The organism is Methanothermobacter sp. K4, from assembly GCF_022014235.1.
Classification (GTDB): Archaea; Methanobacteriota; Methanobacteria; order Methanobacteriales; family Methanothermobacteraceae; genus Methanothermobacter.
On the sequence record NZ_JAKLTD010000002.1, the window covers coordinates 258,302 to 277,141 of the forward strand.

The 18,840-nt window shown below is 49.5% G+C and carries 25 protein-coding genes; 15 read left to right on the top strand and 10 right to left on the bottom strand.

Annotation, left to right across the window (positions count from 1 at the left end; translation table 11 throughout):
* Positions 1-64: 64 nt before the first annotated feature.
* Positions 65-511: a hypothetical protein gene (locus tag L5462_RS04985; RefSeq protein WP_237779711.1), complete on the bottom strand. Its 447-nt coding sequence runs from the start codon at positions 509-511 to the stop codon at positions 65-67.
* Between the two features lie 78 nt (positions 512-589).
* Here L5462_RS04985 and L5462_RS04990 point away from each other — a divergent pair, with 78 nt between their 5' ends.
* The 5 genes from L5462_RS04990 to cobM all read left to right on the top strand — a co-directional run bounded on the left by L5462_RS04990 (position 590) and on the right by cobM (position 3,449).
* The gene (locus L5462_RS04990; RefSeq protein ID WP_237779712.1) at positions 590-1,003 is read left to right on the top strand and encodes a methyl-coenzyme M reductase family protein; all 414 of its coding nucleotides are present in this window, start codon (positions 590-592) and stop codon (positions 1,001-1,003) included.
* Positions 1,004-1,113: 110 nt separating this feature from the next.
* Complete coding sequence (locus L5462_RS04995) at positions 1,114-1,335, top strand: hypothetical protein (RefSeq protein WP_237779713.1); 222 nt, start codon at positions 1,114-1,116, stop codon at positions 1,333-1,335.
* 138 nt (positions 1,336-1,473) lie between these two features.
* Positions 1,474-1,716 carry a TIGR00304 family protein gene (locus L5462_RS05000; RefSeq protein ID WP_013295798.1) on the top strand — a complete coding sequence of 81 codons (243 nt, stop codon included), beginning with the start codon at positions 1,474-1,476 and terminating at the stop codon, positions 1,714-1,716.
* An 11-nt stretch (positions 1,717-1,727) separates the two neighbouring features.
* Positions 1,728-2,600 carry a DUF166 family protein gene (locus tag L5462_RS05005; RefSeq protein ID WP_237779714.1) on the top strand — a complete coding sequence of 291 codons (873 nt, stop codon included), beginning with the start codon at positions 1,728-1,730 and terminating at the stop codon, positions 2,598-2,600.
* A gap of 117 nt (positions 2,601-2,717) precedes the next feature.
* Entirely contained in the window at positions 2,718-3,449 is a 732-nt protein-coding gene (cobM, locus tag L5462_RS05010) for a precorrin-4 C(11)-methyltransferase (RefSeq protein ID WP_237780023.1), read from the top strand.
* A 103-nt stretch (positions 3,450-3,552) separates the two neighbouring features.
* Here the strand turns inward: cobM and L5462_RS05015 are convergent, their stop codons facing one another.
* Positions 3,553-3,936, bottom strand: coding sequence for a CopG family ribbon-helix-helix protein (locus L5462_RS05015; RefSeq protein ID WP_237779715.1), 384 nt, complete (start codon positions 3,934-3,936; stop codon positions 3,553-3,555).
* A 116-nt stretch (positions 3,937-4,052) separates the two neighbouring features.
* On the opposite strand from L5462_RS05015, the gene L5462_RS05020 reads away from it, so the two are divergent.
* From L5462_RS05020 to L5462_RS05035, 4 genes are all read left to right on the top strand, one after another.
* Positions 4,053-4,940, top strand: coding sequence for a metal ABC transporter solute-binding protein, Zn/Mn family (locus L5462_RS05020; RefSeq protein ID WP_237779716.1), 888 nt, complete (start codon positions 4,053-4,055; stop codon positions 4,938-4,940).
* A gap of 5 nt (positions 4,941-4,945) precedes the next feature.
* Entirely contained in the window at positions 4,946-5,695 is a 750-nt protein-coding gene (locus tag L5462_RS05025; protein WP_237779717.1) for a metal ABC transporter ATP-binding protein, read from the top strand.
* 1 nt (position 5,696) lies between these two features.
* Positions 5,697-6,503, top strand: a complete 807-nt coding sequence (locus L5462_RS05030; protein ID WP_237779718.1) for a metal ABC transporter permease — start codon at positions 5,697-5,699, stop codon at positions 6,501-6,503.
* A gap of 94 nt (positions 6,504-6,597) precedes the next feature.
* Entirely contained in the window at positions 6,598-6,804 is a 207-nt protein-coding gene (locus L5462_RS05035) for a hypothetical protein (RefSeq protein ID WP_013295805.1), read from the top strand.
* Here L5462_RS05035 and rpiA read toward each other — a convergent pair.
* From rpiA to L5462_RS05050, 3 genes are read right to left on the bottom strand one after another with little or no spacing between them, the layout of a single operon-like run.
* Complete coding sequence (rpiA, locus tag L5462_RS05040; RefSeq protein WP_237779719.1) at positions 6,794-7,471, bottom strand: ribose-5-phosphate isomerase RpiA; 678 nt, start codon at positions 7,469-7,471, stop codon at positions 6,794-6,796. The two genes, L5462_RS05035 and rpiA, sit on opposite strands and share 11 nt — an antisense overlap.
* A 13-nt stretch (positions 7,472-7,484) precedes the next feature.
* The gene (locus L5462_RS05045; RefSeq protein WP_237779720.1) at positions 7,485-7,928 is read right to left on the bottom strand and encodes a UPF0179 family protein; all 444 of its coding nucleotides are present in this window, start codon (positions 7,926-7,928) and stop codon (positions 7,485-7,487) included.
* Positions 7,929-8,972, bottom strand: coding sequence for an NAD(P)-dependent glycerol-1-phosphate dehydrogenase (locus L5462_RS05050; RefSeq protein WP_237779721.1), 1,044 nt, complete (start codon positions 8,970-8,972; stop codon positions 7,929-7,931).
* 133 nt (positions 8,973-9,105) lie between these two features.
* Here L5462_RS05050 and proS point away from each other — a divergent pair, with 133 nt between their 5' ends.
* Genes proS through thiD form a run of 4 tightly spaced genes read left to right on the top strand, consistent with a single transcriptional unit; the run spans position 9,106 to position 12,646 of the window.
* The gene (gene proS, locus L5462_RS05055; RefSeq protein ID WP_237779722.1) at positions 9,106-10,503 is read left to right on the top strand and encodes a proline--tRNA ligase; all 1,398 of its coding nucleotides are present in this window, start codon (positions 9,106-9,108) and stop codon (positions 10,501-10,503) included.
* A 12-nt stretch (positions 10,504-10,515) separates the two neighbouring features.
* A complete protein-coding gene (locus L5462_RS05060; protein WP_237779723.1) occupies positions 10,516-11,217 on the top strand; it encodes a hypothetical protein in 702 nt (233 codons plus the stop codon).
* A complete protein-coding gene (gene cofC / locus L5462_RS05065) occupies positions 11,214-11,885 on the top strand; it encodes a 2-phospho-L-lactate guanylyltransferase (RefSeq protein ID WP_237779724.1) in 672 nt (223 codons plus the stop codon). Before L5462_RS05060 ends, cofC begins: the two co-directional genes overlap by 4 nt.
* 8 nt (positions 11,886-11,893) lie before the next feature.
* Positions 11,894-12,646 carry a bifunctional hydroxymethylpyrimidine kinase/phosphomethylpyrimidine kinase gene (thiD, locus tag L5462_RS05070; RefSeq protein WP_237779725.1) on the top strand — a complete coding sequence of 251 codons (753 nt, stop codon included), beginning with the start codon at positions 11,894-11,896 and terminating at the stop codon, positions 12,644-12,646.
* 1 nt (position 12,647) lies between these two features.
* On the opposite strand, the gene L5462_RS05075 is transcribed toward thiD, so the two are convergent.
* The 4 genes from L5462_RS05075 to L5462_RS05090 all read right to left on the bottom strand — a co-directional run bounded on the left by L5462_RS05075 (position 12,648) and on the right by L5462_RS05090 (position 17,392).
* Positions 12,648-14,021, bottom strand: coding sequence for an ATP-binding protein (locus L5462_RS05075; RefSeq protein ID WP_237779726.1), 1,374 nt, complete (start codon positions 14,019-14,021; stop codon positions 12,648-12,650).
* Between the two features lie 136 nt (positions 14,022-14,157).
* Positions 14,158-15,180 carry an adenylosuccinate synthetase gene (locus L5462_RS05080; RefSeq protein WP_237779727.1) on the bottom strand — a complete coding sequence of 341 codons (1,023 nt, stop codon included), beginning with the start codon at positions 15,178-15,180 and terminating at the stop codon, positions 14,158-14,160.
* Positions 15,181-15,263: 83 nt separating this feature from the next.
* Complete coding sequence (locus tag L5462_RS05085) at positions 15,264-16,592, bottom strand: ATP-binding protein (protein ID WP_237779728.1); 1,329 nt, start codon at positions 16,590-16,592, stop codon at positions 15,264-15,266.
* 227 nt (positions 16,593-16,819) lie between these two features.
* Positions 16,820-17,392 carry a hypothetical protein gene (locus L5462_RS05090; RefSeq protein WP_237779729.1) on the bottom strand — a complete coding sequence of 191 codons (573 nt, stop codon included), beginning with the start codon at positions 17,390-17,392 and terminating at the stop codon, positions 16,820-16,822.
* A gap of 237 nt (positions 17,393-17,629) precedes the next feature.
* On the opposite strand from L5462_RS05090, the gene L5462_RS05095 reads away from it, so the two are divergent.
* Positions 17,630-18,058, top strand: a complete 429-nt coding sequence (locus L5462_RS05095; RefSeq protein WP_237779730.1) for a zinc ribbon domain-containing protein — start codon at positions 17,630-17,632, stop codon at positions 18,056-18,058.
* Between the two features lie 31 nt (positions 18,059-18,089).
* On the opposite strand, the gene L5462_RS05100 is transcribed toward L5462_RS05095, so the two are convergent.
* Complete coding sequence (locus L5462_RS05100) at positions 18,090-18,557, bottom strand: methylated-DNA--[protein]-cysteine S-methyltransferase (RefSeq protein WP_237779731.1); 468 nt, start codon at positions 18,555-18,557, stop codon at positions 18,090-18,092.
* A 46-nt stretch (positions 18,558-18,603) separates the two neighbouring features.
* On the opposite strand from L5462_RS05100, the gene L5462_RS05105 reads away from it, so the two are divergent.
* A complete protein-coding gene (locus L5462_RS05105; protein WP_237779732.1) occupies positions 18,604-18,840 on the top strand; it encodes a hypothetical protein in 237 nt (78 codons plus the stop codon).

The window sequence follows — 18,840 nt, forward strand, 5'->3', positions numbered from 1 at the left end:
ATCAGTGAGATTAGTGTGGCGTAGGAAGCCCATGGTTCAACAGACTCCTCATAGATACGAGCATCTACCATCGGCTCATCTCCGAGATCATGATAAGGGTCCTGTTATTCCTGCAGGTGTTCCTTATTGAGTATTTCCTGCCTGCCTCAAGGTTAATTGATGCAGGGTTACCCTTTGAGTTCACAATGATAACAGGGCATATATCTGAGAATCCCCTGTAACCATCAGCCCAGCCATAGACCCCAGTTGAGTTGATCCTAAGCCTGTAAGATGATGTGTGGTTGAGACGTGGTGGGAGTTCAACCAGAACCTCACGTCCAGGCCCACCTGCAACTGCAAGGTCAACGGCACATGCCACATCATCCATGAGGATGCGGAGTTCGAGAAGTCCCTCCTCATGGTTAACACCATCAATCCTTGAACCAGCAATGGCAATCATGGTGGATAAAAGCAAAACCATGAAAAAGGTCGATGTTACTGCGTCAGCTGCCAGAACTCCATATGAATCCATGATAGTAATTAATAAATTTTTATATATAAATATTACTAACTGGTGTATAGATATAGTTTGATGCACATAAACCCTAACATGTATTCCCTAGTGGTCTTCACCGGAGGACCCCACAACTTCCATGAACTTGAGGAATTTGTTGAGGATGCCGGTGGCCTTATAATCCAGAGGGACACATTCAGCGTTCACAGGGGCCAGTACTTCCTGAGAAATGAGGTCAGAGTCCTGTGCATCATTCCCAGCGCAGATGAAGACACACTCAGAGAGACCGCCTGCAGAATAAAGGGGGAAATAGAGGGCCTGGAGGTCGACCATGATGTCCTTGAGAGGATACAGTCCCTTCTCGAGGTCTATGATAGGCTCGCAGAAGAACCCTCATGGACCCCCGAAGAGGAGATTGCAGCCGACGACGGCCTCCTTGATGAGATGGTTGACATGGAACTCATTGAGAGAAGAAAGATGGGTCATAGGGTCGAGTACCGTCTGCTATGAAATTCTATGCTGACAAAAATTCACAGGGTCCATCCTGAAGCACAGGAGTCACATCATCCAGATTTATCTAGGTGGTCCTTCAGATTAGTATAGGAGCTGGAGGATTTAATATGGCAAATGAAATAAAACAGCTTGTGATAGGTATAAGCAGAGATGGAGAGATAATTGTAAAGAGTAACAGGGGGAGGATCTACCCGGTTAAGGTATCGCCTGACCTCAGTTTCAGCTGCGAGGACCTCTTCAGGCACACTGATAGGGAACTCTACGCCACAATAAATACTGAGGTCCAGCCCTGGGAATGTGTGTCCATTGAATACGTGGAGTCCGAGTAAAATAATCAACCATCTATTTAATTCAGAGAGAGCATGGGTTTAGCAGCCCCCGACACCCAACACACCACTTAAATAAAATGAAGAGTACAATAGCTGTACTGACAGCGGATACACCAGAACAGTTCAGTGGAGGATATCATGAGGGGAGAGATTCTCATAACCGCCGGAGTAATCCTTATAATCACAGGCATACTCTTAACATTCATTGGAGGAGCCCTCAGCGCATCCCAGACAAGGGATAAGGGGGAGGTTAAGGCCGCAGGAGTTGTAATGATAGGACCTGTGCCCATAATCTTTGGCAGTGACAGGAACATGGCCATCACAGGGGTTGTACTTGCCCTGATCCTCATGGTGGTGGCTTACATACTCTTCTACAGATAAGGTGTGCTTCCATGAGGATCATAATGGTCGCCGGTGGGGAATACGGCGCCCGGGTGGTGAATACAGTTGCTGCCCATGGGCTGGCACCGGACATTGTGGCTGTATTTGATTATGATGACTATTCTGGTGAATTTCTGGATGATCCATCATCACTTCTTCCCCCAGAAATCCCTGAGGCAGATCTCACAGTAGCCGCGGGACTCTTCGGGGATCTTAACCTCGTTGCGGCTGAAATAGCTGTTAAATCTGGATCAAAGGCCCTCATAGTGGAATCCCATGCGCCAGGTCAGGTTCCCGAAGGCCTTAAAACCGAAATTTCAGGGATGGTTGAATCCGCAGCCTTCCCATCACCCTTCTGTTCACTTGATACTACAGGAAACCCCTTCATTGACTCATTTGCCTCAGGATTCGGGAAGCCAGAGGTGGATATGGATGTGAAGGAGAGTGTCCTTGAGGTGAGGGTTAAAAGAAGCGCCCCCTGCGGTTCCACCTTCTACATTGCAGATAGGATACGGGGGGTTCCCCTCCCTGAGGTGGATGTGGCTGCAGGTGAAGGATTCCACAACTACCCCTGCCTGGCATCCATGGAAGCTGACCCGGTACTGGGGGATACCCACCTTCACATTGCAGGTTACCTCACAAGGGAGGCCTTCAAGAGGGCTGCAGGTGTGCCCGGGGTTCATGCCCTTGTGAACCCCCATGAATGCCTGGGAGATGAGTGCGGCTTCCTCTGCATGGATGTCTGCCCCCTTGTCAGGTTATCCATGAATACCATAAGGAGGGGTGTGACTGCAGAGGTGGATCCCTTCTCCTGCGGTGCCTGTGAGAGGTGCGCTAGGGAATGCCCCCATGGGGCCATAGAAATGATAAAGCCCCGACCATGAAGTGATCCATAGGATCACCCCCGCATGTAAACCCCTGAATAATGGAGAGGAGATGATAATCTGAAAGGCACAGAAAACCCTGAAGTTAAGGAGAAATTTACAGGTGAGGTTGTATTCATAGGTGCAGGGCCAGGGGACCCTGAACTCATAACACTGAAGGCCATAAGGGTTCTTGAAAGGGCCGACGTCGTGATATACGCAGGTTCACTTGTAAACAAGAAGATCCTTGAATACGCGCCAGCTGCAGAGGTCCACAACAGCGCCCACATGGACCTCGAGGAGATAACAGAAATCATGATGGATGCCTGCAGGGCCGGTAAAACCGTGGCGAGGGTTCACACAGGCGACCCATCGATTTATGGGGCCATAAAGGAACAGATGAGGGTGCTCGATGAGAATGGAATTCCCTACAGCGTTATACCAGGCGTCAGTTCTGTATTTGCAGCTGCAGCTGCCCTGGGGGCCGAACTTACACTTCCTGAGATTTCTCAGACCGTCATAATAACACGTCCTGCCGGGAGAACACCTGTACCTCCTTCAGAGAGCCTTGAGGAGCTTTCAAGACACGGTTCAACCATGTGTATATTCCTGGGTGTCCACATGATAGGGGACGTTGCAGAGAGGCTGATGAAGCACTACCCACCTGACACTCCCGTTGCCGTGGTTAAGAGGGCCTCCTGGCCTGATGAGGAGATTGTGAGGGGTACCCTGGCAGATATATCCATGAAGGTACGTGAGGCGGGTATAAAGAAGACTGCCATGATAATTGTTGGGAGGGTTCTCGAGCCAGGGAACTTCAGAGCCTCCAAGCTCTATGACGCCGGTTTCAGCCACGAATACAGACCCTGAACAGCTGTTATCCTCCCTGACATTAATTCTCCCCTAGGCCGGTTTCAGCCACGAATACAGACCCTGAACAGCTGTTATCCTCTTTTTTGGCATGCTCATGAAATCAGAATGTGAAAAGCTTTATGTGGGCCATTCTCCCACAGGCAATGAACCTCTCTGTGAGTTCCCTCACCCTTGAGGACTCACCCTCAATTATGAAGAGTTCAAGACATTTCCCGTCCTTGAGGTGACTGTGTATCTGGGTGCTGATTATATCCTCATAGTCATGTTTTATCTCTGTGACCATGTCCTCAGCATTTCTCTGGTGTATGATGGAGAGGACCGCATTTATATCTCCCCTTAATTCCTGCATGTTTCTTTTCTCATCTATCAAAAGCCTTGCAGCAGCCCGTATAACATCGGATCTCCCTGAGAATCCCATCTCATCCCTCAGTGCATCTATCTCTGCAAGGAGCTTTTCACTGAGTGAAACACTGACCACAACCATGGACTACTCTATTTTAATAAGAATTTATATACTTTATGTTAAATTTTATTAAATTATGTTCCAGATATTAACAATTTTTATATATTTCCAGGGACATAGATTGGATGGGTGGTTGGATGGAAAAATGGAAGATAGGTGCAATTGCACTTATAACCATACTCTCAGTGGCTGGAATGTACGTCTTCACATCAGAGGCATCAGATGAACCCAATCAGGGAAAGCTGATTGTGGCGGTTACAGTAATGCCACAGAAGGAGTTTGTGGAGGCAGTTGCAGGGGACCGTGCAGAGGTGGTTGTCCTGGTGCCAGAGGGCGCCGATCCCCACACCTATGAACCCGAACCAGAGACACTCAGGAGGGTGTCAGAGGCCAGAGCATACTTCATTGTTGGATCCGGCCTTGAATTCGAAAACCACTACCTTGATAAAATAAGGACTTTTAACCCCCATATGAGGATAATAAACACTTCAGAGGGGATAGAGTTCATCCCATCAGCCATTGAAGATTCACATGAATCAGCCGAGAGTCCATACGACCCCCACGTGTGGACATCACCCAGAAACGCAATGGTGATGGTGAACAACACGCTGAGGGGCCTCCAGGAGATTGACCCCCAGCACAGCAGATACTACAGGGAAAACACGGCAACCTACCTTGAAAGGCTGCATGAACTGGACATGCGGATCAGAACGGAACTTAAAAACAGAAGAGGTGAGAGTATACTGGTCTACCACCCTGCCTGGGGCTACTTCTGCAGGGAATACGGGTTAAAACAGGTTGCAATTGAAAGGGAGGGAAAAGAGCCCGGTCCGGCAACATTATCACTGATAATTGAGGATGCCAGAAGGAAGAACATAAGGGTTGTAATTGTATCACCACAGTTCAGCAGGAGAAATGCAGAACTCATTGCAGAAGAGATAGGGGCCAGGGTTGCCGTTGTGGACCCACTGGGGGGAAACTATACCAGGAACATTGAGGAGGTACTTAGGGCTCTTCAGGGGTGATGGAGATGCTAGCGGTTGAGATGAGGAATGTGAACTACCACGTGAATGGCAGGCCCATACTTGAGGACATCAACCTTGAGGTACCTGAAGGTGAAATCCTTGCAGTGATCGGACCCAACGGTGGGGGTAAAACAACACTCCTAAAACTCATAACAGGACAGATAAGGCCATCTTCAGGAGCTGTGAAGGTTCTGGGGAAAAATCCTGAGGATGCCAGGGAGAGAATCGGATACCTCCCCCAGAGGAGTCACTTCAAAACAGATTTCCCCATAAACGTCCTCCAGACAGTCCTGATGGGCACATACAGGAGATTTGAGGCATATACAGATGATGATAGAAAAAGTGCCCTCAGATCCCTCAAAATGGTTGGGATGCTGGATTACCAGGATAGAAAAATTGGTGAGCTCTCAGGGGGGGAACTGCAGAGGGTTTTCCTTGCAAGGGCCATTGTACGGGACCCTGATCTTCTCCTTCTTGATGAGCCAACTGCAAGCGTTGATCCGGCCTTCAGGACCTCATTCTACAGCCTCATAGATGGCCTCAGGGAGAGGATGACGGTGATCCTGGTATCCCACGATATTGGAACGGTTGCTCAGCACGTGGACAGTGTGGCGTGCCTTAACCACAGGCTATTCGTCCATGGGACAGTGGATGAGGCCGTCAACTGCCTTGAGGATGCATATGGGTGTCCAGTGGAACTCATTGCACATGGGATACCCCACAGGGTGCTCCATGAACACAGGAAGGGTGATTGATATGCTTGAGATCCTTCAGTACCAGTTCATGAGGAACGCTCTGGTTGCAGCGGTACTCGTCAGCATAGCCTGCGGTATAGTTGGAAGCTACGTTGTGACCAAGAGGATAGTCTCAATAAGCGGGGGTATATCCCATGCAGCATTCGGTGGTGTGGGGCTGGGATACCTCCTCGGTGTGAATCCGGTGACAGCGGCCATCCCCTTCACCGTGGCAGCTGCGCTCCTTATGGGTAAAATCACGAGGAAAACAGATATAAGTGAGGATACCGCGATAGGGATGCTCTGGTCAGCCGGTATGGCCCTGGGTATACTGTTCGTGAACCTCAGCCCTGGTTATGCCCCTGATCTCTTCAGCTACCTCTTCGGGAACATACTCATGGTAAGCAGTACCGACCTCTGGACCATGCTCGTCCTTGACCTCATCATAATAGCAAGTGCCCTGCTTTTCAACAGGGAATTTGTGGCTCTCTGCTTTGATGAGGAGTACGCAGAGGTCCTGGGTGTGCCTGCTGACGCCTTTTACCTTTACCTGCTTTCACTTGTGGCCATAAGTGTTGTGGTGCTCATAAAGGCAGCGGACATAATACTTGTGATGGCACTTCTAACGGTTCCAGCGGCTGTTGCAAGGGACTTCAGTACAGATATGGGGGATATAATGGTTAAAGCCTCAATCACAGGTATCTTTGCAGCTATACTGGGTCTATGGGTTTCCTACTGGTTCAATATCTCATCAGGAGCCGTCATAGTCCTTATACTCACACTTCTATTTGGCGCAGCCCGGATACTCAAGTCCCTGAGGGGTTCATAGATGGAACCGGATCATAACTACATTAAGGAATGGATGAAAACGGATTCACAAGCATATCAAAAAGTACATTAAAGAATAGATGAAACCCTAGATTATGAAGTGCGGATCAGACCTCAGGGATACACTGAAATCAGCAATCGGTGACTACCTCAGCATCACACTCATAACCGGGAAGACGTACTACGGTGAGGTCAAGAGGGTTGAAACCGATTATCTGAGCCTTGAGCTAAAACTAAGGGGTGGTAAAACAACCACCACTGTAATAATACCCCTTGCTCATATTGTGACGATCACCCTTTAGGCCTGAGGATCTCAACACCAGCAGCAGTCCCCACGATAACCATATCTGCAAGGCCGGCGAAGATACCATTCTCCACAACACCGGGTATACTGTTGAGATCCACCTCAAGACCCGCCGGGTCATCAATGGCACCGAATGACGCGTCAAGGACAAAGTTGCCGTTATCTGTTACAACGGGGCCGTCCTTCCCCTCAGATGATCTGAGGGTTACAATGGCCCCCATGGACTCAAGTCTCATCGTAACGGGTCTGCATGCTGCAGGGATGACCTCAACAGGGAGCGGGAAGGCGCCCAGTCTATCAACAAGTTTTGATTCGTCCACTATAACTATGAAGCGCCCTGCAGAGGAGTCAACTATCTTCTCAAGTGTATGGGCAGCCCCGCCACCCTTTATAAGGTTGAGTTGAGGGTCCACCTCATCTGCACCGTCAACCGCAACATCAACATCGTGTTCTGCAAGACTTGTAACCCCTATACCTGACTCTGCTGCAAGAAACATGGACTGGTAGGATGTGGGGACACCCATAACCTCCAGTTCCTCCTCCCTGACGCGTCTTCCAAGTTCCACTATGAAGTGGTGGGTTGTTGAACCGGTGCCGAGTCCAACGATATCCCCATCCCTTATCTCCTCAACCGCCCTGAGGGCGGCCATCCTCTTGAGATCCATTGTGAACTCACACTCATTTTTTATTCAGGGGCTTCAAAAGAACCCTTCTCAGTTCATGACCGCCAGGGCACTGTTTGCCAGGTTTTCCAAGATTTTTTACAATCCTGCACCTGTCACCCTCCATGATACCCTCGGGGAAACAGAGATCATGCATGCCGCACTCCAGGTCACATTCAGGAAACTCAAATGAGATCACTGATCCCTCAAATGCTCCCTTTGCGTCTATCAGTGCCTCAACGTTGGATTTTTCAACTTCAATTACCTTCACCTTCTCTCCAAGATGAACCGGGCACCTCTGGTACCTGTCCTTAACATCGGTTATCATGTAGAGCCTCCCCTCCTCGAGGGGTCCTATGCATGTTGACCTGAACCTGCAATCCTCACATTCCTCTGCAGGTCCGCAGAAGAGGAACCTTGACCCCTTCCTTGCAAGTTTTTCACCAATAAGAGTTATCAATCATATCACTTCCGTTATCTTTGCAAGCCTTTCAGCGGCCTCGCGGGTTAAACCCCTGTCTCCAAGGATGGTATATCTTTCCTTTCTGATGGTGTGGGCCACTGTAAGTGCCTCTATGATGTGTTCAGGGTCGATGCCAAGTTCGGCTGCTGTTGTCGGGGCGTTTATCCTGGCCAGGGCGTCCCTTATGAACCTCCAGTCACCCCCATGGAGGTGCATCATCATTATGGTCCCCACCCCGCACTGTTCGCCATGGAGTGCAGGTTCAGGTGCCACCATGTCAAGGGCGTGGCTGAACTTGTGCTCCGAGCCACTGGCAGGCCTGCTGCTCCCTGCTATGCTTATGGCTATACCGCTGCTTATAAGTGACTTCACAGCCAGCCGCGCGCTCTCCTCAAGGCCCTCCTTTATGGCATCAGCAGATTTTATAATCATCTTGGCTGTCATGAGGGAAAGTGCAGCTGCTGATTCACTGTACCTCTCATTAAGAAGCCTGTGGGCAAGTTTCCAGTCCATTATAGCCGTGTAATTGGATATTATATCTGCACAGCCAGATGCAAGGAGCCTGAAGGGGGCCTTCCTTATGACCTCAGTATCTGCTATCACACCGATGGGTGAGGAGGCCTCAAGGGATGCTGTACCCTCACCGTTCCTTATGGATGCCCTGGGGGATGCTATCCCATCATGGGATGCCGCTGTGGGTACACTTATGAAGTGCACACCCTCAAGCGTGGCGGCCATCTTCGCAACATCGATGACCTTACCCCCACCCACACCGAGCACAAGGGAGGTGCCGTTGAGTCCATCCTGGACCTGGGCCACCGAGGCCATGGTGGCATCCCCAACCGTGACCTGGTCAACCTCAAATCCAGCATCCTGCAAGCTCTCAATCGCCGCTTCACCGGCAATTTTAAGGGTTCTGGGGCCTGTCACCACCATAACCCTTCCCCTGAATCTGAGGTCCCTGCATATCCTCCCGGTATCCTCTATAACACCGGGCCCTGTGTGTATCTCCCTTGGTAGCTGAATTTTCCTTGGATCCATGTTAACCCTCTGATGGAGTATATTATTTAAGTAGGAGTAATAAAATAATTTTTGATTGGTGTTTATCTCCAGAGAAAATATACTTTTGCAGAAATTTATCAGGAAAGACCCTAACTGTTATCATGGTGAAAAAATGACAGAGTTCAGTGAATGGTTCCACAATATTTTAGAGGAAGCTGAGATTATAGATCAGAGGTATCCGGTCAAGGGTATGCATGTATGGATGCCCCACGGATTCAGGATAAGGAAAAACACCCTTAATATCCTGAAGAGGATACTTGACAGGGACCATGAGGAGGTTCTCTTCCCGCTTCTTGTACCTGAGGATGAACTGGCAAAGGAGGCCATACACGTAAAGGGCTTCGAGGATGAGGTTTACTGGGTTACACATGGGGGCCTCAGCAAACTCCAGAGGAAACTGGCCCTCAGGCCCACAAGTGAAACCGTCATGTACCCCATGTTTGCACTCTGGGTCAGGTCACACACGGACCTCCCCATGAGGTTCTACCAGATAGTTAACACCTTCAGGTATGAGACAAAACATACAAGGCCACTGATAAGGGTGCGTGAGATAACAACCTTCAAGGAGGCCCACACAATACATGCAAACGCTGATGAGGCAGAGGAACAGGTTGAAAGGGCCATAGAGATCTACAGTGAATTCTTTGACTCCCTGGGAATCCCATACCTCATAACAAAGCGGCCCCCCTGGGACAAATTCCCTGGCTCAGACTACACAATGGCCTTCGACACCCTCATGCCCGACGGCAAAACCCTCCAGATAGGTACAGTTCACAACCTCGGACAGACCTTCGCAAGGACCTTCGAGATAAAATTTGAAACCCCTGAGGGTGAGCATGAGTACGTCCACCAGACCTGTTACGGCCTATCAGACAGGGTAATAGCCTCGGTTATAGCGGTCCACGGGGATGAATCAGGACTATGTCTCCCTCCTGAGGTTGCAGCTCACCAGGTGGTTATAGTGCCGGTTATCTTCAAGAAGGCCGCGGATGAGGTTATGGAGGCCTGCAGGGACCTCATGGATAGGCTTGAGGATGCAGGTTTCAGGGTGCACCTTGACGACCGTGACCTCCGGGCAGGGAGGAAGTACTATGAATGGGAGATGCGCGGCGTCCCCCTGAGGGTCGAGATAGGGCCAAGGGACCTTGAAAATAATTCCGCAGTCATCTCCAGGAGGGACACCGGGGAGAAGATAACAGCAGACCTTGATGGTATCGAGGACACCCTCAGGGATCTCATGGATGACATCCTTGAAAACCTGAGAAGCAGGGCCTGGGATAGGATGGAATCAGAGATCCGTGAGGCAGGGACCATCGAGGAGGCCAGGAACATAATAGAGGAGAAGAGGGGTATAATATCCTTCATGTGGTGCGGTGATGAGGAGTGTGGCATGGATGTTGAGGAGAAGGTCCGGGTTGATATCCTGGGGATACAGGAGGGTGGAAGCGGTAAATGCATGAACTGTGGTAGAGATGCCCCCTACAGGGCATACCTTGCCAGAACCTACTAGATGGGAGATTGGATGAACGCAAGAATCCTTCTTGTCATCAGCCTCATATTCATCTTCGCATTTCTGAGCGGAGGGATAGGCTACATCACGCTGGGAGGCCCCGACCTTGCATCGGCCTTCAGGGATGGGACTGCAGAGGTGATACAGAAGGGAAGCGCCGGTGAAGTCCCGAATACGGTTGAAATAAGGAACACCGGAAATAAACCTGTGAGGGTGGACACCGGCACCCTGCTGGCCTCAAAGACCTCAGGCGACGTTGTGATTGCAGCAGACACCCGTGTGAGTCCCGGTTCCGTGGAGGATGTCCCTGCATACTCAGTGGAACCTGAGGAGAGAACCGTGCAGGGGGTTAAACTGGAACCCAGCGGCAAAGCCCCGGCACTCATGGTGGATGTCCTCTCATCATCGAACCCTGCAGACCCATCTGAGGCGTTCACCACACAGCTCAAGCTCTGGGTGCTTGCAAGGGGCGATGAACTCAACATATACCGTGGAGAGGTTTACGCCATGGTCAAAAAGAGGGATATGCGTTTCTACCAGCTCAGGGAGAACATCACAGCGGTGAGATCAGAGCTCATGGATGAGTACGGCCTCACAGGGGGACAGATCTCGGAGCTTAACATCACCAGCCCGATCCTCAACCAGACAGAAAGTCCCTTTAAACTGTTCTCGATACTTGATGCCCTGAAGAACCAGATCGGAGCAAGACAATGAAGACCTGTGCCATAATACCGGTTTCAAGGTTTGCACATGCAAAGACACGCTTATCACCAACACTTTCACCATCAGAGAGGGAGGGATTGCTCAGGGCCATGCTGATGGATGTCTCAGAGGCCCTCAGGAGACACGTTGACCGTGTGCTGGTGATCAGTGCAGATGCAGATGTCCTTGAATACGCCTACAGCCTTGGAGTCGATATACTCGAGGAGATGGGTAGAAAGGACCTCAACGGTGCCCTGGAACAGGCTGCTGAGTTCTGCATGCCCGAATTTGATAGGGTCATGATAACACCCTCAGACATACCCCTAATAGGGAAAACTGATATCACTGAACTCCTCCACAGGGCATCCCACTTTGATGTTGTGATAGCCCCTGCCAAGGGTGGGGGGACCAACACCCTCATATTCAGGCCAGGGTCCATGAGGTTGAGGTTCGGTGACTGCAGCTTCTTTGAGCATTTGAGTGAAGCCAAAGGTAAGGGTCTCAGCGTCTCAGTGTATGATTCATTCTACCTTTCACTGGACGTTAACACAGCAGAGGACCTCGGGGAGATAATACTCCATGGAGAGGGGACACATGCAAGGGAGTACCTCAGAAAACTCAGTTTCACCGTGAGGCCCTCAAGGGGTTCTGACAGGCTTGAGGTTTCAAGATCATTCTAGGTGAGACCATGATGGCGCTTTCAATAGCTGGTTTTGATCCATCAGGTGGGGCGGGGATCCTCGCCGATATCAAGACATTCTCTGCCCTTGGAGTTTACGGTGCAGGGGTTATAACTGCACTCACCGCCCAGAATGTGAGGAGGGTTTCTGGTGTGATGGCCGTGCCCCCTGAATTTGTTGCAGAGCAGATCGACCTTGTGATGGAGGACCTGGATATGGTGCACGCCAAGACAGGTATGCTCTACAGTGAGGAGATAGTGCTGACCGTTGCAGAGAAGATCAGGGAGTATGACCTGCGGGTTGTGGTGGACCCTGTGATGGTGGCGGCCTCAGGTGGCAGCCTATCTGCAGGTGGTTTCCCTGATGCGCTTAGAGATCAGCTACTCCCCGAGGCACTCATAGCGACACCCAATGTTGCAGAGGCAGAGAGGCTCTCCGGGGTCTCCATAAGGACCGTGGATGATGCGGTGAGGGCCGCAGGGATCATGGGTGAAATCTGCGATGTGATAATAACAGGGGGTCACCTTGGTGGTAATAATGTGCTCTGCATTGACGGTGACGTATCTGTGCTTGAGGGTGAACTCATAGAGAGCGGGAATACCCATGGAAGCGGCTGCTCATTCTCAGCTGCAACCGCGGCATACCTTGAGATGGGCCTTGAACTGGTTGATGCCCTGAGGGAGGCAGGGGACTTTGTAAGGGAGGCCATAAGGTACGGGCACCACGGTACCCTCAACCAGTTCTGGATGTACAGCGAATAGGTTACCTCTTAAGACCTGAAAGGCCATCAATGTCCCTTAGATCCATTATGATAACCTCATCATCCACATCATCTTCCACTTCTCTTGCCATTATACAGTAGTGGTGTTCCCATCCTCCCAGTCCCGTCTCCATGGACTTTCTTTCAAGGTCCCTGAGGATTCCCCGGACATCACCTCTACCCAGCTTCTTCCACTTAACCTCCCCAAAGAGTACTTTTTTTTCTTTTTCATTAAGGGCTACGAGGTCTATTTCTTCACCCCTGTGCCACCAACGTCCAGTTTTCTGTATCCTGAATGGCAACGCACCTGAAATGTGGAGGAGAACTTCAAAAGCAACGTTTTCGAAGACTGAGCCCATGTAACTGTTAATATTATTCATGATGAGCTCCGCAAGTTCATTTTTTCTCCTGGTTTCTATGAGGTCCATGTTAGGGTGGATATAACGGAACCAGAAGGCAAAATAGTTGTCCTTTATATAGTAACGACCCTTTCTGCTTTTCCAGCTTGCGGTAACGGGTACTTCACGGCGTACAAAGTCAAGGTCGATCAAAACGGAGAGGTACTTTGCCACGGTCGCACGACTAAGGCCTGTCTCATTCATAATTTCGCCAAGAGTGGTTCTGCCCGCTGCCAGGGCCTCCATTATTGCAAAGTAATTCCTTGGCTCATCAAGTTCCTCGCGGAAAATAAAGAATGCATCCTGATAAAGGAATGAATCACTCTCCAGATAATTCAGAAGGTTCTCATATACACCCATACTATCATCGAATTCCAGGAGATGTGCAGGGCTTCCACCCAGTATTCCATATGCCACCATAAAGTCTTTGATGTCGTATCCTGGCAGGAAAAGTCTCGCATTAAAAAAATCAATTGGTTTAAGCTTCATTTGAGCTGTTCTTCGACCGTATATTGGGCTTCTGTATCCCAGGAGTTTTTCCATCATACCTATGGAGGAACCACAGATTATGAGAAAAATTTTACTCTCTGAGAACTTCAGGTCCCAGTATTCCTGTAGAACTGACGGAAGGGATGGATCATCTTTTATGAGGTAGGGAAATTCATCTATTGCGACTATAAGCCTCTCGGAGGCTTTCTGGTTCAGATACTCAAAGAACGCATCCCAGTTCTGAAAGGGATTTCTGAGCAGAAAATCATCCTCAAAATACCTGGCGAGCCTATCAGAAAAACGTTTCAGATTTTCAAAATTGCTTGTTTCCCTGGCTAGAAGGTAAACTCCCCCACATCTCTCTATAAATTCCAGTAAAAGACTTGTTTTTCCCACTCGCCTTCTCCCATAGAGAACCACGAACTCTGCGTTTCCTTTTTTTTCCCTATTCTCAAGTGACCCTAATTCATCCCTCCTGTCAAGAAACATTATTTACTCACCAGTAATTTACTTGAAAGTAAACTAATTTATAGTTTCCGGTTCCATAAACCAGAACACTGATTAAATCATGCCAGGACCTGGAACCGCCGGAATGAGGAGTATGAGGTGAAAATCATAGGAAAAGTTAGAGCAGCTCATCCCTGAGGTCAATGGTATCCTCAAGGGATGGACCCGTGGATATTATGGTGACCGGAACACCTGTTTCAGATTCTATCTCCTCTATGAAACGTTTCACTTCGGCTGAGAGGTCAGAGTACTCTCTGACACGTTCACATTGAGGGTATAGTCTGTCGACACAGGTGACAGCGATCTGTGTGGCCCCGTTGATCATACATGACTCCCTGGCCATCTCCATGTCGAACAGGCCAATCCTCCTTCTTCTGCCGGTGACCGTCCCGTACTCCTCGAGGCCAAGCTCCTCTGCCTCCTCCTGGCTTATCTCGGTCGGGAAGGGGCCCTCACCAACCCTTGTAATGTATGATTTGAAGACCGCTATGACCTCATCAACCCTTGTGGGTCCAATACCCACATCGGCCGCCGCCGTGCTTGCGGTGGTGTCCTTGCTTGTAACATAGGGGTATGTGCCGTAGTAGAGTGAAAGACCGAACCCCTGGGATCCCTCCACAAAGACATCCTCCCCCTCATCCAGGGCCTCGTTGACCTCAAGGGGGACGTCTGTAAGGAAATCCTCCAGTTCACTCACCTCACGTGCAAGTTTCGCTGTCCTCATGACACGGTCTGCATTGGCTGGTCCGCATCCTGTACCCGTGCTTCCTATCTTCTTGGAGAGGTAACTGGATGACTGGTCCTGCTCCTTGTGCTTCCTCTCTATTATGGCGCACCTGTAGTCGACACCTGTCCTCTCTGCCACACTGTACTTTGACAGATACTCCATTTCATGGAGGAAGACCTCAGGGTCAACAAGGACCCCGGCACCTATGAGGAGCCTTGCATCCTCATGGAAGAAACCTGAGGGTGTGAGGCGGAGTCCGTACTTATCACCCCTGAATTCAACTGAATGGCCCGCATTGGGTCCCACCCCTGCCCTTGCTATTATTGATGGCTTGTCATTGTAACATAGATAGGTTATGCATTTACCTTTACCTTCGTCACCCCATCCTCCTCCAACTAAAACGGTGCACGTCATACTGATTCTCCTTAAAATTTCTGCCTCTCATATATTAAGGGGTATGCAATAAAAGTTTTTCCCAAATTCCCGCTGAGGTTAACTCATGCCTTTCTCCTTATTATCCTCTCAAAGAGCATGGGGGTGAATCTCCTCTGGAGCGCTATCAGCACATGCTGCTGGAGGGCCTCCTCCATGGTTTCAAGGGTTAATCTGTCCTCACCCTTCCTTATCCTCACGGCCTGGGCTATCTGGGCTATATCCCTCGCATGGGCGAATGTCGGCTGGAGGCCCTCACCACCCTCGGCCATTGGCCTGTAGACCCGTGCAAACCTTTCAAGAACCTCAGGGTCGTATTCCTCACCCATGGATTCAAGGTTGCGCCGGAATACCTCCACTATCTCATCCACACTGGGTTGTTCAAGGTGTACATGCAGTGGCGCCCTCCTCAGGTGGGCCTCGTCCATTATTGTTATGTCAAGGTTTGTTGAGAATGCCGGTATGAAGTGTGTGTGGACGATTATCGGGGACCCCTTAACGTAGATCATGTCCTTCTTGTTCTCCAGGGGAACGATGAGGCGGTTCAGGAGGGCGTTGTGGTCCTCCTTCTGCCTTCCAAGGTCGTCGATGAGGAGCACTCCACCATTGGCCTTTATTATTGGTGATGTCTCATAGACACCCTTGTTGGGGTCGAATCTGGTTTCAAGTTTCTCACTTGTAAGTTCGGACCCTGTGAAGACAAACGGAGCATATATCTTAACCCACCTTGGGTCCTCTGGCTGTTCAGGGCATACCCTGTGGAAGTCAGGGTCATAGAACTGTATGACCTGTTCACTGAACTCCACATACCTTGGTATGACCAGTGGGGGCAGAAGGTCCGACATCTTGCTTGTTATGAAGGTTTTACCTGTACCCGGTGGCCCGTAGATGAATAATCCCTTACCACCTATCGCACCCTCTATTAGTGTCTTCTTTGCGCTTTCATTTCCAACCACGTCACTGAAGGCCTTATCTATGACCTCCTGGGGGATCCTTATCGGGAATCTCCCCTCAAGCTGCCTCCCCATGATCTCGAAGTAGCTGTCATAGCTTACAGGGGCCATCCCCATGTATGGGTTCTCCCTGAGGAGTTTATCCGCCTGTTTCCTCCCCTGTTTCTTGATGGTGTAGGTTACACTGGGGAAGAGGAAGCCCCCTCCTGTGGGGGCGCAGAGCTCATCCTTCTCCATCTCCTTGAGGCACTCCTCAAGTATGTCCACATGGAGACCGGTTATCTCATGGATCCTGTTAACCTGTATGCTCCCGTAGGTTGCTATGATCTTCAGAAGGAGGTTTTTTATGAAGTTAACTGACAGGTCTATCTCATCCAGTGACTTTGGCTGTTTGAGCAGCTCAAAGAGTTCCTGCATCTTTTCATCATGGTAGTAATCCATTCAACCACTCCTCACCTAAGAATCTATCTCTCTGATAATATAATAGGTTGGGTAACTTAAGCTTTGGCCATCAATGAATCTGCCACCCTACATTATGAGGAGCAGTTATGATTGTACCACTGCATTTATGTGCCTCGTGAAGAGGAATGCCTCCAAAAAGGAGTTTGTGAAGGTTTCACACCTGAGTCATTGCACTCCAAATCCACTGCCAACCGGTGCGTGCCCGTTCATACACATATGAATTTCAGTTCATCGTCCAGTTCAATGTTTATCATGTCCCTGTTGAGGTAGATCTCCTGGAGGACGTTATCCTCCATGTGGAGGACATATATGTCAGGCTCGATCTTTTCCATGAAGTCCTCAAATGTGTTATCTGCGAATTCTGTGAGTTTATCAACCACCGTCCCAATAACATTCACCATGAACTCGTATTCGGCTTCAAGGGGATCCACGAATTCAAATACCATGTCCACATCAAGCCAGCCAGGCTCCTGGAATGCCTTCGAGATGACAATGAAGTACTCCTTATCAACGGAGATCGAGTCCCTCAGGTAGTCCCTTTTCTTTTCATAGATCCACCACATGAATGACCTGTGTGGTTCATGGTACCTCTCCTCTATGGCCTCCCTTACGAAACGGTCCATGAGTTCAGGGAGTTTTTCGAGGAAGACCGCCTCATAGAGTGTGTTGAAGACGATTATGTACTCATCACGGAACCATATCTCCTCTATATGCCTGAGGTACCTCTCCATGATTGCCTGTTTTTTCTCATTATCCAGTTCAGCCAGTCTCAGAAACATCCTAAGCCTCCTTTAATTTGGTGGGACCTTCCCTCTGTGTTACATAACCCCCATAATAAAGGTGAAAAAGTAAAAATTATCACATATAAGTTTTTTGGTGGATTCAGGCTACTCATGGAATGACATAAGGGAACGGATTAACTGCGTTAAACTTACCTATTACGAAGGTGACAGTTCTGTAAAAATTATTTACCCGCCAGTTAATAATAAGAGTATAGATGATGTTAAGTGATTCAGATGCCCGGAAGAAAGTCCAGGCCACATCTCAAACAGGAGAAACTGGATAGAATAAGGGCAAACATGAAAACCATATGTGGAAACTGTGGGGCAGAGAACCCAAAGGACAGTAAGTTCTGTTCAGGGTGCGGAAGACACCTCAAGAGGAAAATCTGCCTCCAATGCGGTACCGGAAATGCCAATGACGCAGTTTACTGCAGAAGATGCGGTATGAAACTTGAGGGTGGCATTCCAGAAGGTTACGACACCCCCCACGGGAACAAGGAGGGCCTCACACTCCCCCAATTTATAGTCATACTCCTATTCTCACCCATAGCAGGTTTAATAGGATTCCTTGTATGGTACGGTGAAAAGCCAGAGAAGGCGAGGCAATCCCTTACCATAGCCCTCGTGATGTTCCTCTTTTTCATGATCATATTCCTGTTCTAAACACGCTCAAATCATGTTTTCTGAAGAACCATCAATTGAGCCGGACACCCTCCATCTCAAGGAGTCGCCTCTTAAGATCAGCACCCCCCTGGTAACCGCCAGGGCTTCCATCACTTCTTATAACACGGTGACATGGAATGATGAGTGGAAATGGATTCCCTGCCAGTGCCCTGGACGCGCTCCTTGGACTTCCACCTGCAGACTCTGCAACCTCAGCGTAAGAGAGTGTGGAGCCCCTGGGAATGTCAGATACCAGAAGGAGGACCCTCCTCTGGTACTCCGTGCATACCCCCCAGTCAAGTACCGAGAGGTCAAAGTGGACGTCCTCACCATCAAGGAACCTCCATATGGAACCTGTGAGTTCCCCCATGAATTCACATCCCTGGCCGCTGGCGTTACCCTGAAGATTATCCATTTCAGGGGCAAATAAGACACGCTGAACCCTGCCATCCCCACAGAAGACAGCGACATATGCAAGTGGATGACTCAGAATATACATACACTTAAATGTTCCATTGTATTAGGTATATATAAGGTGGAGTTCAATGGACAGAAACCTCAAGCTTTTCCTGGCTGCCATAATCACCCTTTCAGTTATATCACAGTTTTCAAACTTCAAAAATGACATGGTATCCCTTATAAATGTAATAACAAACCTTGCAGCATTTCTGGGACTCCTATACGCCAGCATATACGCGAGAAAGGTCTACCCACACCTATACCTAACCCTGATACTCCTATCCGCTGGCCAGTTCTTTTCATTCCTTGGTGACCTCACATGA

Bases quoted from the DNA above. Each gene is read 5' to 3' on its own strand.
- L5462_RS04985 (WP_237779711.1), bottom strand. From the start codon at position 511: ATGGATTCATATGGAGTTCTGGCAGCTGACGCAGTAACATCGACCTTT.
- L5462_RS04990 (WP_237779712.1), top strand. From the start codon at position 590: ATGTATTCCCTAGTGGTCTTCACCGGAGGACCCCACAACTTCCATGAA.
- L5462_RS04995 (WP_237779713.1), top strand. From the start codon at position 1,114: ATGGCAAATGAAATAAAACAGCTTGTGATAGGTATAAGCAGAGATGGA.
- L5462_RS05000 (WP_013295798.1), top strand. From the start codon at position 1,474: ATGAGGGGAGAGATTCTCATAACCGCCGGAGTAATCCTTATAATCACA.
- L5462_RS05005 (WP_237779714.1), top strand. From the start codon at position 1,728: ATGAGGATCATAATGGTCGCCGGTGGGGAATACGGCGCCCGGGTGGTG.
- L5462_RS05015 (WP_237779715.1), bottom strand. From the start codon at position 3,936: ATGGTTGTGGTCAGTGTTTCACTCAGTGAAAAGCTCCTTGCAGAGATA.
- L5462_RS05020 (WP_237779716.1), top strand. From the start codon at position 4,053: ATGGAAAAATGGAAGATAGGTGCAATTGCACTTATAACCATACTCTCA.
- L5462_RS05025 (WP_237779717.1), top strand. From the start codon at position 4,946: ATGCTAGCGGTTGAGATGAGGAATGTGAACTACCACGTGAATGGCAGG.
- L5462_RS05030 (WP_237779718.1), top strand. From the start codon at position 5,697: ATGCTTGAGATCCTTCAGTACCAGTTCATGAGGAACGCTCTGGTTGCA.
- L5462_RS05035 (WP_013295805.1), top strand. From the start codon at position 6,598: ATGAAGTGCGGATCAGACCTCAGGGATACACTGAAATCAGCAATCGGT.
- rpiA (WP_237779719.1), bottom strand. From the start codon at position 7,471: ATGGATCTCAAGAGGATGGCCGCCCTCAGGGCGGTTGAGGAGATAAGG.
- L5462_RS05050 (WP_237779721.1), bottom strand. From the start codon at position 8,972: ATGGATCCAAGGAAAATTCAGCTACCAAGGGAGATACACACAGGGCCC.
- proS (WP_237779722.1), top strand. From the start codon at position 9,106: ATGACAGAGTTCAGTGAATGGTTCCACAATATTTTAGAGGAAGCTGAG.
- L5462_RS05060 (WP_237779723.1), top strand. From the start codon at position 10,516: ATGAACGCAAGAATCCTTCTTGTCATCAGCCTCATATTCATCTTCGCA.
- cofC (WP_237779724.1), top strand. From the start codon at position 11,214: ATGAAGACCTGTGCCATAATACCGGTTTCAAGGTTTGCACATGCAAAG.
- thiD (WP_237779725.1), top strand. From the start codon at position 11,894: ATGATGGCGCTTTCAATAGCTGGTTTTGATCCATCAGGTGGGGCGGGG.
- L5462_RS05075 (WP_237779726.1), bottom strand. From the start codon at position 14,021: ATGTTTCTTGACAGGAGGGATGAATTAGGGTCACTTGAGAATAGGGAA.
- L5462_RS05080 (WP_237779727.1), bottom strand. From the start codon at position 15,180: ATGACGTGCACCGTTTTAGTTGGAGGAGGATGGGGTGACGAAGGTAAA.
- L5462_RS05085 (WP_237779728.1), bottom strand. From the start codon at position 16,592: ATGGATTACTACCATGATGAAAAGATGCAGGAACTCTTTGAGCTGCTC.
- L5462_RS05090 (WP_237779729.1), bottom strand. From the start codon at position 17,392: ATGTTTCTGAGACTGGCTGAACTGGATAATGAGAAAAAACAGGCAATC.
- L5462_RS05095 (WP_237779730.1), top strand. From the start codon at position 17,630: ATGCCCGGAAGAAAGTCCAGGCCACATCTCAAACAGGAGAAACTGGAT.
- L5462_RS05100 (WP_237779731.1), bottom strand. From the start codon at position 18,557: ATGTATATTCTGAGTCATCCACTTGCATATGTCGCTGTCTTCTGTGGG.
- L5462_RS05105 (WP_237779732.1), top strand. From the start codon at position 18,604: ATGGACAGAAACCTCAAGCTTTTCCTGGCTGCCATAATCACCCTTTCA.